The sequence below is a fragment of the Nitrospirota bacterium genome (assembly GCA_040757335.1).
Classification (GTDB): domain Bacteria; phylum Nitrospirota; class Nitrospiria; order 2-01-FULL-66-17; family 2-01-FULL-66-17; genus JBFLXB01.
In genome coordinates this window covers 374,278-387,746 of sequence record JBFLXB010000001.1, presented here as the reverse complement: position 1 = coordinate 387,746, position 13,469 = coordinate 374,278, and the positions used below count along the sequence as shown (strand labels likewise).

At 64.8% G+C, this 13,469-nt stretch carries 11 protein-coding genes; 9 read left to right on the top strand and 2 right to left on the bottom strand.

What is annotated here, in order from left to right; translation table 11 throughout:
- Positions 1-4: 4 nt before the first annotated feature.
- Genes lptB through AB1451_01825 form a run of 6 tightly spaced genes read left to right on the top strand, consistent with a single transcriptional unit; the run spans position 5 to position 4,865 of the window.
- Complete coding sequence (lptB, locus tag AB1451_01850; GenBank protein MEW6681652.1) at positions 5-778, top strand: LPS export ABC transporter ATP-binding protein; 774 nt, start codon at positions 5-7, stop codon at positions 776-778.
- Entirely contained in the window at positions 775-2,247 is a 1,473-nt protein-coding gene (gene rpoN, locus AB1451_01845) for an RNA polymerase factor sigma-54 (GenBank protein MEW6681651.1), read from the top strand. The genes lptB and rpoN overlap by 4 nt, the downstream gene beginning before the upstream one ends.
- 23 nt (positions 2,248-2,270) lie before the next feature.
- Positions 2,271-2,792 (top strand): ribosome-associated translation inhibitor RaiA, encoded by a 522-nt coding sequence (gene raiA / locus AB1451_01840; protein ID MEW6681650.1) that lies wholly within the window; start codon positions 2,271-2,273, stop codon positions 2,790-2,792.
- A gap of 53 nt (positions 2,793-2,845) precedes the next feature.
- On the top strand, positions 2,846-3,706 hold the full coding sequence (gene rapZ, locus AB1451_01835; protein ID MEW6681649.1) for an RNase adapter RapZ: 861 nt from the start codon (positions 2,846-2,848) through the stop codon (positions 3,704-3,706).
- Positions 3,707-3,723: 17 nt separating this feature from the next.
- Positions 3,724-4,338, top strand: coding sequence for a flavin prenyltransferase UbiX (locus AB1451_01830; protein ID MEW6681648.1), 615 nt, complete (start codon positions 3,724-3,726; stop codon positions 4,336-4,338).
- The gene (locus AB1451_01825) at positions 4,335-4,865 is read left to right on the top strand and encodes a hypothetical protein (protein MEW6681647.1); all 531 of its coding nucleotides are present in this window, start codon (positions 4,335-4,337) and stop codon (positions 4,863-4,865) included. The genes AB1451_01830 and AB1451_01825 overlap by 4 nt, the downstream gene beginning before the upstream one ends.
- 13 nt (positions 4,866-4,878) lie before the next feature.
- Here the strand turns inward: AB1451_01825 and AB1451_01820 are convergent, their stop codons facing one another.
- Positions 4,879-5,997: a M48 family metallopeptidase gene (locus tag AB1451_01820; protein MEW6681646.1), complete on the bottom strand. Its 1,119-nt coding sequence runs from the start codon at positions 5,995-5,997 to the stop codon at positions 4,879-4,881.
- A 259-nt stretch (positions 5,998-6,256) separates the two neighbouring features.
- On the bottom strand, positions 6,257-7,411 hold the full coding sequence (locus AB1451_01815; protein MEW6681645.1) for a DUF898 family protein: 1,155 nt from the start codon (positions 7,409-7,411) through the stop codon (positions 6,257-6,259).
- A gap of 158 nt (positions 7,412-7,569) precedes the next feature.
- Here AB1451_01815 and AB1451_01810 point away from each other — a divergent pair, with 158 nt between their 5' ends.
- The 3 genes from AB1451_01810 to ppdK all read left to right on the top strand — a co-directional run bounded on the left by AB1451_01810 (position 7,570) and on the right by ppdK (position 13,451).
- The gene (locus AB1451_01810; GenBank protein MEW6681644.1) at positions 7,570-8,478 is read left to right on the top strand and encodes a glycine--tRNA ligase subunit alpha; all 909 of its coding nucleotides are present in this window, start codon (positions 7,570-7,572) and stop codon (positions 8,476-8,478) included.
- Between the two features lie 160 nt (positions 8,479-8,638).
- A complete protein-coding gene (glyS, locus tag AB1451_01805) occupies positions 8,639-10,744 on the top strand; it encodes a glycine--tRNA ligase subunit beta (GenBank protein MEW6681643.1) in 2,106 nt (701 codons plus the stop codon).
- A 40-nt stretch (positions 10,745-10,784) separates the two neighbouring features.
- Positions 10,785-13,451: a pyruvate, phosphate dikinase gene (gene ppdK / locus AB1451_01800; GenBank protein ID MEW6681642.1), complete on the top strand. Its 2,667-nt coding sequence runs from the start codon at positions 10,785-10,787 to the stop codon at positions 13,449-13,451.
- Positions 13,452-13,469: the final 18 nt, after the last annotated feature.

The following is a 13,469-nucleotide window of genomic DNA, read 5'->3' as shown; positions in this document are numbered from 1 at the left end:
CGGCATGTCGGATTCAACAACCGGCGGCGCGCTCGCGGCGGTCGGCGTGGAAAAGACGTTCCGCCGACGCCGGGTGGTCAAGGGCGTGACGGTGAACATCAAGCCCGGCGAGGTGGTCGGGCTGCTGGGCCCCAACGGCGCGGGAAAAACCACGGTCTTCAACATGATCGTGGGGCTGCTGGCTCCCGACCGGGGGGAGATCTTCCTCAACGGTCGCGCGATCACGTCGTTGCCGATGCACGGTCGAGCGCGCCTGGGCATCAGCTACCTGCCCCAGGAAGCCTCGGTGTTCCGCAAACTCAGCGTGGCCGACAACGTGATGGCCATTCTGGAGACCCTTCCGCTCTCGAAAGAAGAGCGACAAGCACGGCTCTGGCAACTGCTGGAGGAACTGGGCGTGGCCCACCTGGCTGGCCAAATGGCGTACACGCTCTCCGGCGGCGAACGGCGGCGGCTGGAGATCGCCCGCGCGTTGGTGCTCTCGCCCCAGTTCATCCTGTTGGACGAACCCTTCGCCGGGATCGATCCGTTGGCGGTGATCGACGTGCAAAAGGTGGTGGCCCATTTGCGCGCCCGCGGCATCGGCGTGCTCATCACCGATCACAACGTGCAGGAGACGCTGGCCATTACCCAGCGAGCCTATATCATTAACCAAGGTGAGATTTTGCAAGAGGGCACGCCGATGGCCATCGCCAACAGCCCGATCGTGAAAACGCTCTATCTGGGCGAACATTTTGCGTGGCAGGGGCAACCGGCATCGCAGGAGACCACTCCATGAAGCCGCGCCTGGAGCTACGGCTCCAGCAAAAGCTGATCATGACCCCGCAGTTGCAGCAGGCGATCCGTTTGCTGCAGCTCTCGCGCCTGGAGTTGAGTCAAACCATCAGCGGTGAGCTCATGGAGAACCCGGTCCTGGAAGAAGAGGTTTCCCCCGAAACCTCGGAGGACGAGGGGGCCACCGGCGACGAGGTTCCGGCGCCGAAGGCGACAACGGACGCCGAGGCGGAATCGATCGAACCCGGGGAGGCGGCCGAGGGATCGCTCGACAAACTGGAGTTCAACTGGGACAACTACTTCGATCAAGACGATTTCGGGCGGTCGGGCGAATCGGAATACGCGAAGGCGTCGTCCGAAGAGCTCCCTTCGTACGAACAGACCCTCACCAAACCCGTTTCGCTGGAAGAACACCTGTTGTGGCAACTGCGCTTGTCCAATGTCGCCGAAGATGACCGGAAGGTGGGCGAGGTCATCATCGGCAACCTCGACGACGACGGATACCTTCGTCTCGATCTCGACGAGCTGGCCCGCATCGCGGAATGTCCTCGGGCCAAGGTCGAACAAGTCCTGGGGTTCATCCAAGGGTTCGACCCGGTGGGCGTGGGAGCGCGCGACCTCCGCGAGTGTCTGATGATCCAGATCCGCCAACTCGGACTGCAGGGGTCCCTGGTGGAGTCAATCATCACCCAGCACCTGCCGGATCTCGAGAAGAAGCGGTACGCGACGATCGCCAAGGCCCTGAACGTTCCGGCGGAAGAGGTGTTCCAGGCGGCCAAGGTCATCGAACATCTCGAACCCAAACCCGGACGGCCCTTCGGAGCCACGGACAACGTCTACATCATCCCGGACGTGTTCGTGGTGAAGATCGAGGGGAAATACGCCGTGCTGCTGAACGACGACGGCCTGCCGCGGCTGAGGATCAACCAATACTACCGGCGCCTCCTCAAGGCCAAGACCGCCGGGGTGGATCCCACCAAGACGTATTTGGAAGACAAGCTGCGGTCCGCGTTGTGGTTGATTCGGAGCATCGAGCAGCGGAACCGCACGATCGTGCGGGTGGCCGACAGCATCGTCAGGTTCCAATACGATTTTGTGGAGAAGGGCATCAACTATCTCAAGCCCTTGATCCTCAAACAGGTCGCCGAAGACATCGGCATGCACGAGTCCACCATCAGCCGGGTCACGACCAACAAGTACATGTATACGCCGCAAGGCATCTTTGAGCTCAAGTTTTTCTTCAACAGCGGGATCAGTCGCGTCAACGGCGCCGGGGAAGACTTGTCGTCCGTGACGGTGCGCGAGCGGATCAGGTTATTGGTAGCGGGCGAAGACCCTCGACATCCCTTGACCGACCACGAGCTCGTCGAGCGGTTGTCGACGGAGCAGATCGCCATCGCGCGCCGAACCGTCGCCAAATACCGAGGGTGGTTGCGCATTCCGCCGGCGAACAAACGCAAGCGCGCGTTCTGAAGCACCAGGAGGCGGCTCACACGATGAAAACCACGGTCACGGGGCGGCACGTCGAGATCACTCCGGCCCTTCGGGCGCACGTTGAAGAGCGCTTGGACCATCTCGCGCGGTACTCGGGTCGCCCGACCGAGGCGTCGGTGGTCCTGACCGTGGAAAAGTACCGCCATCAGGCGGAGGTGACATTGAACATGGACGGGGTCCTGATCCAAGCCAAGGATGAAACGTCGGAAATGTACGCGTCGATCGACCAAGCCGTCGCCAAGATCGAACGACAGATCAAGAAGTACAAAGATCGTCAGCACGGTCGCCGCCAACGCCTCTCGCCCCCACCCCTGAACGGCGAGGCCCTCGAGACGGCAACGACGGCGGTTCCGCTGGCGGTTGAGCGCCCGACGCTCGATGCGATGACGCCCGAACAGGCGGCGACCGCGCTGGGCAACGGCCACGCGACGCTCCTCGTGTTTCGCCGGACCGGAACGGACGAGGTGAACGTCGTGTATCGGAAGGCCGACGGATCCGTGGCATGGATCGACCCCGCGCGGTAACCGACCCCGGCGCCGGAACAGCAGCCCGCCCCTCCGCCGGCGCAGCTCCCTCCCTGCAGATCGTCATTGTCAGCGGCCTCTCTGGCGCGGGGAAAAGCCACGTCTTACACTGTTTCGAGGACGTGGGGTTTTTCTGCGTGGACAATCTTCCTCCGCCCCTGATCCCCACGTTCATCCACCTGTACACCCAGAGCGAACCCAACAATCATCGCATTGCGCTGGGAATCGACATTCGCGGCCGGGAGTTCCTCGCGCAAAGCTTCGCCACCATCGAGCGGCTCAAGCGGTCGGGGTTCCGCGTCGAAATCGTGTTTCTGGAGGCGCGGGACGACGTGTTGATTCGCCGGTTCTCCGAAACCAGACGGCCGCATCCGTTGGCCCGCGCCCGCCCGGTGATCGAGGGCATCGCACAGGAGCGTGACGAACTGCAGGAGCTCCGCAGCCGCGCCGACCTCATCATCGACACCTCGGACTACACCGTTCACCAACTCAAAGCGTTCATTGCGGAGCGATACCTGGAGCGGCGCCAAGGCTTGGCCGTGACCTTGTGTTCGTTCGGTTACAAGTTCGGCCTTCCGCACGAAGCGGACTTGGTGTTCGACGTGCGCTTTCTGAAGAACCCCAATTTCGTGGAAACGCTGCGCCCGTTGTCGGGCCAGGACCCGCCGGTGGCAGCCTACGTGATGGACCAGCCCGAAACCGCGGACTTCCTGTCGCGACTGGAGGACCTGATCGAATTTCTGCTCCCGCTGTTCGAAACCGAGGGGCGCTCGTATCTCACCATCGGCATCGGCTGTACGGGCGGGCGGCATCGTTCGGTCGCGGTGGTCGAGCGGTTGGCGCAGTTCTTCCAGCAGCGGGGCGTGAAGCCCACTATTCGGCATCGGGACATGGACCGCCAGATCGCAAACTAACAGAACGAGCTGAGACAATGGCATCTTACACAGTGGCGATGACGGGGGCGAGCGGGGCCATTTATGGCCTCACGCTGGTGGAGCGCTTGGCCGAGGCGGGGCATGACGTGGCGTTGGTCGTGTCGCCCGACGGCGTGACCGTGCTCAAGGAAGAAACCGGCGTGGATTGGTCGGGGAAGGCTTCCGCGGTGCAGAAGGCGTTGGACCGACGATTCAACGGGCGGGTGACGTGGTGGGAATCAACCAATTATTACTCGCCGATCGCGAGCGGGTCGCACTTGAACGACGGCATGATCATCGCGCCCTGTTCGATGAAGACCGCCGCGGCCGTGGCGCACGGGCTGTCGGCGTCGTTGATCGAACGCGCCGCAGACGTGACACTCAAGGAGCGCCGGCCGCTGATCGTGGTGCCCCGCGAGACCCCGCTCTCAGCCATCCACCTGGAAAATCTGCTAACCTTGTCCCGCGCGGGCGCGCACGTGGTGGCGGCCATGCCCGCGTTTTATCATCACCCCAAGGCGATCGAGGACCTGGTGGCTTTCGTGGTCGGGCGGGTGCTCGATCATCTTGGAGTTACGCACGATCTGGTTCCCCGGTGGGGAGCTGATCGTCCGAAACGGAGGAACTCGTGAGCGCTGACCCTGCCAAACCGCTTGAACCGGCCGAACCATCTCAGCAGCCGGAGCCGGGTCAAATGGCCCAGGCCGCCGAGCCCGCCGCGACGGAAAGCGAGCCCGAGCGTGAATTGACCGTGTTTCAGCAAGTGCAGCGCATGAACGTGGCTGAAAAGGTCAAATTTGCGTTCAGGACCGACAAGGAGGGCCGCGCCTTGTTGCTCAAGGACTCCAGCAAGCTGGTGGTCATGGCCGTGCTCAATTCGCCCAAGATCACCGAACAGGAGATCGAAGGCGTGGCCAAGTCGCGCAACGTGTCGGAGGACGTGCTGCGAGCCATCGCCCGCAAGAAGGAGTGGATGGCGAACTACACCATCAAGCTCGGGCTCGCGGGCAACCCCAAGACCCCGGTCGGGATTGCGTTGAGCCAGCTCCCGTTGCTCAAGACCCGCGACCTCGGATTTCTCGGCAAGGATCGCGGGGTGCCGGAAGCAGTGAGAAACGCGGCCCAACGACTGGTTCGGCAGCGCCTGGAGAAGGCCTGATCGGCGCGAGCCGTCACGGTGAACCGGACTGGGACTCTGCGCGACACCGCTGGGTGAGCGCGGCCCACTCGTCCGGGGATCCAAAGGAAACGCGAGGCGGACCGGCGCCATCGGCCAAGTGCCGAATCCGCTCCACTCGGTCCGCGGTGGCGGGATGGGTGGAAAGGTATTGCATCGAGCGGGGGAGAGCCGGGCCCTCGCGCGCCAGCACCTCGTAGAACGCGATCATTCCGGACGGATCGATCCCCGCGGCCACCATCATCCGCATTCCCGCCTCATCCGCCTCGTCCTCGTTTCCACGGCTGTACCGTAACAATCCGAGATTGCGCGCGGCATCCAGCCCGAACGCCGCCACCCCGCTCACGTCTCCGGTCAACGCCGCGACCAGCACCCCGGCCGACGCGTGGTGCAGAATCGCGCGCGTTGAGTGACGTTGGACGATGTGTTGAATCTCGTGTGCGATCACGCCGGCCAATTCTTCGGGCCTGGTGGTCCGCTTGAGCAACCCCGTGAGAATGACGATGGTTCCTCCCGGCGCCGCGAACGCGTTCAACGCGTCGTCGTCCGCGACGAGCAGCTTGAAGTCGTACGGCGAGGCTGCGCCCGCCGTCAGCGCGGCCAACACGTCGTCCAAGCGCTGCTGCAGGACCGGATCGTCGCACCGCTGTTCCGCGGGCACCAAGTGTTTGACCACCGCGTCGCCGAGTCGGACTTCCCATGAGACCGGCACCCATCGGGCGACCAGCGCGGCAAACGACGGAAGGCCCCAGCGAAAGACCGCCACCACCATACCGATGGCCGCCGCCGCGGCGAGCGCGGTCCAAACGATTCGGTGCGTGCGACGGGCGGGATCATGGATGCCGGACGCGAGACGGGGCGCCAGCTCGCGAAGACCCGAGAGGAACGCGGCGTCTTCGATGAACAGGACTTCGGCGATCGGGCCGCCGCGTTCCAGTCTCACCTGTTCGCCGCGATACAGGCCTTGCGTGACGCGAATCGCGTCGTAGGGCCAGGCCAGGGTCAGACCCTGTTCCGTCGCGATGTAGAGGCCGTTGGGCAGCAGCCGGACGGTGGCGCGTTGCCGGGAAGCGGCGCGGCCGTCCAAGTACCAGGCGCTCCACTCGCGCGGCATCAACAGCCCTTACTCGCCGAATCGCGCGCCGCCGACCACCCCATAGCTCTTAAAAAGGTTCCGAGTCATACGGGTCAGGAGCCCGTTCAGGGAAGGCCAGATGCCCCCTTCGGGGACTTCCGACGTTTCGATTCCTGAAGGTGGGTCGCAAGGCGCCGCGAGAACCGGCCGTAGGGGCGTATTGCAATACGCCCCTACCAAGACGTGAGGACCGGAAGCGCAGCGGCAACGCAGCAGATGGCCTTCCCTGGACGGGCTCCTAGCCGGTGGCGAGCCCGGTGTCCATGTCGAGCAGCAGGTCGAGGCCTTCTCCGGTTGCACTCGCGTCCCGCGCGTCCTGGTGGATCGCGGCCAGGTCCAACGCTCCGTCGAGGGCGAGGTTGTCGAATTCGAACCGCGCGCGCCACACCGTCACCCACGCCCATCCCAATCCCAGGGTGAGGACGAGCAACAGCAGGTTCCCGGCGTGAAGGCGGAGCAGCCGCCAGCCGGTGACCGTTGAGCGGAACCGCGCCGCGCCAAAGGAGGTGTGATCCCACCAATACCGTTGGCGGCGAGCCGCAAACCACACCCAGCTCAGGCCCAGGGTGGGAATCGTCAGGAGCAGCGCCAGGAGGAAGGGGAGAAACAGCGCGCGGCCTCGGCCGTCAAACCCGAACGCCTGATTGCCGAAGTGGGAGTGCGACACCATGAAGGCCTGTCGCGCGGTGGCCCAAAACGGATAGTAGAACCCCAGCGTCAAACCGGTGAGCAACAGGCCGCCCGCAAAAATCGGAATGAACGCTTTGGCGCGTCCCTGGAACGAGAACCGGATATTCCGCCAGGAGATGCGGCTCAGGCGGTACCGGCGCGCGCCGACCATCGCGATCGGAATCAACATCAACAGGAGTGCGTAGGCGCCGATCATCACGCCGGCTTGGACCGGAACGCCGCCGGGCAGAAAGGGCACGGAGTTGAAGAGCGCCATGATGGTCCCGAACACCAGACCGCCTTTCAGGAATCCGATCAACAATTCTTTGCCGGTGCCGTGGTACGCGAATCGGTCCCCCTCGAATTCGCTCTGGCTCAAGAGGAACGCGCGCACGCGCACCTTGCCCCAGAAGTGGTACACGCCCAGCGTGATCAACGTCCGAAACACGTTGACAACGTGGATGCCGAACAGCGTGCCGCCGCTGCCGAAGAACGTCAGACGACGGGAGTCGCCGGAACCCGTGTCCAGGTCGTGCGGCTCGGCGACCCGCGGCGCGGTCGGCGCGTGTACGGTCTCGGACCGCTGCGGCGGCGGGGGCGCGGGGCGCGTCGGACGCGAAGACGGGATGTTCGCGGTCTGCACGCCCGCGGCGCCGCACGACTTGCAGGTCGGGGCCGTGCGCTGTGTGAGGCCACACTTCTTGCATCGCATCGAATCGAGCATCGCGACTCCTCTCCTCTCGGATGGCGGCTCAAGTGTAGCAGATCGTGGCGGGAGCGACACCTGCAGATGGGGCGGCCAATTCTTGACATTGACCCGTCGCTTTGCTACGGTTGGTTCTCCTTTCCCCCCGGAATCGCGGCGAATTTCTCGTGAAGGCGTTGAGTTTCCAAGACATTATCCTGAGCTTGCAGCAGTACTGGGGCGCACGCGGATGCCTCATCGTCCAGCCCTACGACACCGAGGTGGGCGCGGGCACGTTCCATCCCGCCACGTTCCTGCGCGCGCTCGGTCCGGAACCCTGGGCCGCGGCGTACGTGCAGCCGTCGCGACGGCCGACGGACGGTCGGTACGGAGAGAACCCCAACCGGTTGCAACACTATTATCAGTTCCAGGTCATCATCAAACCGTCGCCCGAGGACATTCAAGCGCAGTATCTGGACAGCCTGGCGGCGCTGGGGCTCAAGGTGTCGGACCACGACATCCGATTCGTGCAGGACGACTGGGAGTCGCCGTCGCTGGGCGCGTGGGGCCTCGGGTGGGAAGTCCGGCTGGACGGGATGGAGATCACGCAATTCACCTATTTTCAAGAGATCGGCGGCATCGAATTGAACCCCATCTCGGTCGAGATCACGTACGGCCTGGAGCGTATCGCCATGTACCTGCAGCAGGTGGACAGCGTGTTCGACCTGCAATGGTCCGACCGCATCTTTTACCAGGACGTGCACCACGAAACCGAGGTCCAGTTCTCGCGATACAACTTCGACCGCGCGCACGTCGAAACCCTGCTGACCCTGTTCGACCTGCACGAGCGCGAAGCCAAGCGGCTGCTCGACGACGGCTTGGTGCTGCCGGCCTACGATCAATGCATGAAGACCTCGCACTTGTTCAACGTCCTCGACGCGCGCGGCGCCGTCAGCGTGACCGAACGCGCCACATACATCGGTCGCGTCCGTTCCCTCGCTCGGCAGTGTGCGGAAGGCTGGCTCAAGCAACGCGAGGAAAAGGGATTTCCCTTGCTGCACCGATCTGCAACAGGTCGTCGGACAAGAGCAAGGGCTACGCGCTAGGCCGTGCATCAACCCTTCGAGAGAAGAGCCTGTTCAGGAGCGCGCCAGATGCAAGGCGCCGCGAGCACCGGAGCGGAGCGTACTGAGTGCGTACGTGAGCACCGGACGCGCAGCGGCAACGCCGCAGATGGCCGCTCATGGACAGGCTCATAGAGCGACAGTGGCCTCACGGGAACCCGCAACCGCCGACCTCCTCTTCGAAATCGGCACCGAAGAACTGCCAGCCCCGGTAATTCGCCACGCCATGGCCCAGTTGGAGACGCGGGCTCGCGAAGCGCTGGAAGGCGCGCGTTTGCTGGCCGCGTCCGTCCACGTGTACGGCACGCCCCGGCGTCTGGTCCTGGTCGGCGAGGGCGTGGCCACTCGCCAGGCCGAAGCCACGACCCGGGTCATCGGACCGCCGGCTGCGGCCGCGTTCGCGGCGGACGGCGCGCCGACCAAGGCCGCCGAGGGGTTTGCCAAATCGCAGGGCGTGGCGGTCGCGGAGCTGACCGTGGTCACCACGGAGAAAGGTCGCTATGCCGCCGTGGTAAGGTCTGAAACCCGCCGTCCCGCGAGCGTGTTGTTGCGTGAACTGCTCCCCGGTCTGGTGAAGGACCTCACGTTTCCCCGCGCCATGCGCTGGGAGCCGAGCGGCGCGCGGTTTGCGCGGCCCATCCGGTGGCTGGTGGCGTGGTTCGACGGGAAGCCCGTTTCCTTCCGCCACGGGGACGTGGTCTCGGGCGTCATGACCCGCGGGCATCGGCTGGTGACCGCGAAGCCGTTTCGCGCGCCGGCGCGGTGGCCGGCGTTCAGCCAGGCGCTGCAGCGCAAGGGCGTGATCGTGGACCACGACCAGCGGCGGCGGGTGATTGCGGCCCAACTCGCGGACGCGGCTCGGGGGGCCGGCGGGCGGGTGGTGGAGGATGACGACCTGCTGGAGCAGGCCGCGTTCCTGACCGAGTGGCCCTACGCCGTGGCGGGCGCGTTCGACCGCCGGTACCTCGCGCTGCCCCGCGAGGTCATCGTCACCGTGATGAAGGAGCACCAAGGGTATTTCTCCCTGGTCGATGAGCAAGGCGCGATGTTGCCGGGCTTCGTCGCGGTCAGCAACGTCAAGCCCGCGGGCCGGGCCATGGCCGCGATCCGGGCGGGGTACGAGCGCGTGGTTCGCGCGCGCCTGGACGACGCCAATTTCTACTTCGAGCAGGATCAGAAAGAGCGGCTGGGCGATCGGGTGGATCGGCTCAAGGGCGTGGTGTTCCAAGAGCGGCTCGGCACGGTGTACGAGAAGGTCGAGCGAATCGTCGCGCTGGCGGGCTCGCTGGCCGCGGCCTTCGGGGTGGAGCGGGCGGCGGCCGAGCGGGCCGGCCGCCTGTGCAAGGCGGACCTGACCACCGGGATGGTGCGTGAATTCCCCGAGCTGCAGGGCATCATGGGTCGAGAATACGCGCGGCGCCAGCACGAATCGGACGTCGTGGCGCAAGCGATCGGGGAGCACTACCGGCCGCGATTCGCCGGAGACGCGGTGCCCTCGTCTCCATTGGGCCAGCTCATCGCCGCGGCCGACAAAGTCGACACGATCACCCGCTGTTTCGGCGCGGGCCTCGTGCCCACCGGATCGCAGGATCCCTACGCGCTGCGTCGCCAGGCGCTGGGCATCGTGCAGATCCTTCGCGAGCGACCGGCCGTCACGTTGTCGGCGCTGATCGCGCTCGCCGCGCAGCCGGGAACCGATCAGGGCCCGATCCATGAATTCTTCTGCCAGCGCGTCGAATCCCAAGCCAAAGCCGAAGGCTTCCGCAGCGATCTGATCAACGCGGTCCTCGCGGTGCCGGCTGCGGCGGATGATCCGCGGCTGGCGTTCCGTCGGTTGCGGGCGTTGAGCGAGTTCTCGCAACGGCCGGCGTTCGATTCGCTCATGACCGCGTGCAAGCGGGTGATGAACATCCTTCCCGCAGACGTGTCGCCCGTGGTCGATCCCGCCAAGTTCGGGCACGACGCCGAGCGCACGCTGTACGACGAGACCATGAAGGTCGCGCAGGCCGTGGAGTCGTACGAAGCCAAAGGCCGCGACGAAGCGGTGCTGGAAGCGTTCGAATCGCTGAAACCCACGATCGACCAATTTTTTCAGGACGTGATGGTAATGGCGGAGGACCCGCAAGTGCGGTCCACGCGGTTGGGATTGCTCAAGAACGTGAACGACCTGCTCGCGCGGTTCGCGGACTTTCGCGCCGTAGCGACGGAATCCCCCCACCCATCCCTCCCCCGCAAGGGGGGAGGGTGAGGGAGGGGGCGTACCTTCCGACTCTTTAGGGAGAACGGTGATGGCACGAACGGCCCGTAAATGGGTGTACAACTTCGGGGACGGTCGCGCGGACGGCAAGGCCGGGATGAAAGACCTGCTCGGCGGCAAGGGCGCGGGCCTGGCGGAGATGACCAACCTCAAGATCCCGGTGCCGCCCGGTTTCACGATTACGACCGAAGCCTGCATCGAGTACTTCAACTCTAAGAAAGCGTTCCCCAAGGGGATGTGGGAGCAGACCCTGGCGGGCATGAAGAAGGTCGAGCACTCGATGCGGCTCGGATTCGGCGATCCCCAACACCCGCTGCTGGTCTCGGTTCGCTCCGGCGCCAAAGCCTCCATGCCCGGCATGATGGACACGGTGCTGAACCTGGGATTGAACGAGCGCACCCTGCACGGACTGATCAAGAAAACGGGGAATGCGCGGTTCGGATACGACGCGTACCGGCGGTTCATCACCATGTTCGGGGCGATCGTGCTGGGCGTGAAACGGGAGAAGTTCGAGCGGTTGCTGGAAGACGCCAAGGACGAACGCCGCGTGCGGCACGACACCGATCTGGACGAACACGCGCTCAAGACGCTCGTGACCGACTACCAGCGCTTGGTGAAGGCGGAGACCGGTAAGCCGTTCCCCGAAGATCCGATGGAGCAGCTCACGCTCGCGATCAAGGCGGTGTTCGACTCCTGGTACGGCGCGCGCGCCGTCACCTATCGCAAACTCAACAACATCCCCGAGTCCTGGGGCACCGCGGTGAACGTGGTGGCGATGGTGTTCGGGAACATGGGGGAGACCAGCGGGACCGGCGTGGCGTTCACGCGCGACCCCTCCACCGGCGAACGCAAGTTTTTCGGCGAATGCCTGCTCAACGCGCAGGGTGAAGACGTGGTGGCCGGCATCCGCACGCCCATGCCGATCGCATCGCTCAAAGACACCATCCCGGGCGCGTATCGCGAATTGCTCCGGGTCTACAAGACCCTCGAACACCACTACCGCGACATGCTGGATCTGGAGTTCACGATCCAGGAAGGCAAGCTCTACATGCTGCAGACGCGCGTGGGCAAACGCACTGCGGCCGCGGCGATCCGCATCGCTACCGAGATGACCAAGGAGCGACTGATCGACCGCGAGACCGCGATCCTACGGGTAGACCCCGAACAGCTCGACCAACTCCTGCACCCCACCATCGACCCGAACGCCAAGGTTACCGTCGTGTCCCGGGGGCTGCCCGCGTCGCCGGGGGCCGCGGTCGGCAAAGTCGTGTTCACCGCCGAGGACGCGGAGCGGATGGCGGCCAAAGACGAAAAGGTCATCCTGGTGCGCACCGAAACCTCGCCCGAGGACATCGGTGGCATGAACGCGGCGCAGGGAATCCTGACCGCGCGGGGCGGCATGACCTCGCACGCCGCGGTGGTGGCGCGCGGCATGGGCAAGTGCTGCGTGGTCGGGTGCAGCGCGGTGCAGATCAACGAAGCCGGGGACGCGTTTTCGGTCAACAGCCACGTGGTGCACCGCGGAGACTGGATCACGCTGAACGGATCCACCGGCGACGTGATCCTGGGTGAAGCGCCTTTGATCCAACCGAAACTCGGGAAAGACTTCAGCGTCTTAATGGGCTGGGTGGATCAGGTCCGCCGCCTGCGCGTGCGCGCCAACGCCGACACCCCGCAAGACGCCAAAGTCGCACGCGGCTTCGGCGCCGAGGGCATCGGGCTCTGCCGCACTGAACACATGTTCTTCGAAGGCGACCGCATCCGCGCGGTGCGAGAAATGATCCTTGCGGAGGAGGTGGAAGGGCGGCAAAGCGGCCTGGACAAACTGCTGCCCATGCAGAAGAGCGATTTCCTGGGCATCTTCAAAGAAATGGCGGGCCTGCCGGTCACGATCCGCCTGCTGGATCCGCCGTTGCACGAGTTCCTGCCCCAGACCGAAGAAGAATTGACCGAACTGGCGACCGACATGGGCGTGTCGGTCGAAGCGCTGCGCGCCAAGAACAAGAGTCTGCACGAATTCAACCCGATGCTGGGGTGGCGCGGCTGCCGCCTGGGCATGACCTACCCCGAAATCTACGAGATGCAGGTGCGGGCGATCTTCGAGGCGGCCTGCGAACTGGCCAAGCAGAAAGTTAAAGTGATTCCTGAAGTCATGATCCCGTTGGTCGCGCACGTAAAGGAATTGGCGCGCATGAAGGAATTATTGATCCGCGTCGCCGAAGAGACCATGAAACGCTACGGCAAAAAAGTCGCCTACACCATCGGCACCATGATCGAACTGCCGCGCGCCGCGCTGGTGGCCGATGAAATCGCCAAAGAAGCCGAGTTCTTCTCCTTCGGCACCAACGACCTCACCCAAACCACCTTCGGCCTCTCCCGCGACGACGCCGGAAAATTCCTGCCCTTCTACGTCGAACAAGGCATCCTACCCCGCGACCCCTTCGTGGCCATCGACCAGGACGGCGTGGGCGCCCTCATGCGCATGGGCGCAGAAAAAGGCCGCTCAGTGCGGCCCAAGTTGAAGGTCGGCATCTGCGGCGAACACGGCGGCGAGCCCTCGTCCGTGGAGTTCTGCCACCGCATTGGCTTCGACTACGTGAGCTGCTCCCCGTACCGCGTCCCCATCGCGCGGCTCGCCGCCGCGCAGGCGGCGCTGAAGGACAGCAAGAAGAAGCGGGCGGTGTCGGATACGCGGTAAGTGCCCCGCGACTGGCCG

Bases quoted from the DNA above. Each gene is read 5' to 3' on its own strand.
- lptB (MEW6681652.1), top strand. From the start codon at position 5: ATGTCGGATTCAACAACCGGCGGCGCGCTCGCGGCGGTCGGCGTGGAA.
- rpoN (MEW6681651.1), top strand. From the start codon at position 775: ATGAAGCCGCGCCTGGAGCTACGGCTCCAGCAAAAGCTGATCATGACC.
- raiA (MEW6681650.1), top strand. From the start codon at position 2,271: ATGAAAACCACGGTCACGGGGCGGCACGTCGAGATCACTCCGGCCCTT.
- AB1451_01830 (MEW6681648.1), top strand. From the start codon at position 3,724: ATGGCATCTTACACAGTGGCGATGACGGGGGCGAGCGGGGCCATTTAT.
- AB1451_01820 (MEW6681646.1), bottom strand. From the start codon at position 5,997: ATGCCGCGCGAGTGGAGCGCCTGGTACTTGGACGGCCGCGCCGCTTCC.
- AB1451_01815 (MEW6681645.1), bottom strand. From the start codon at position 7,411: ATGCTCGATTCGATGCGATGCAAGAAGTGTGGCCTCACACAGCGCACG.
- ppdK (MEW6681642.1), top strand. From the start codon at position 10,785: ATGGCACGAACGGCCCGTAAATGGGTGTACAACTTCGGGGACGGTCGC.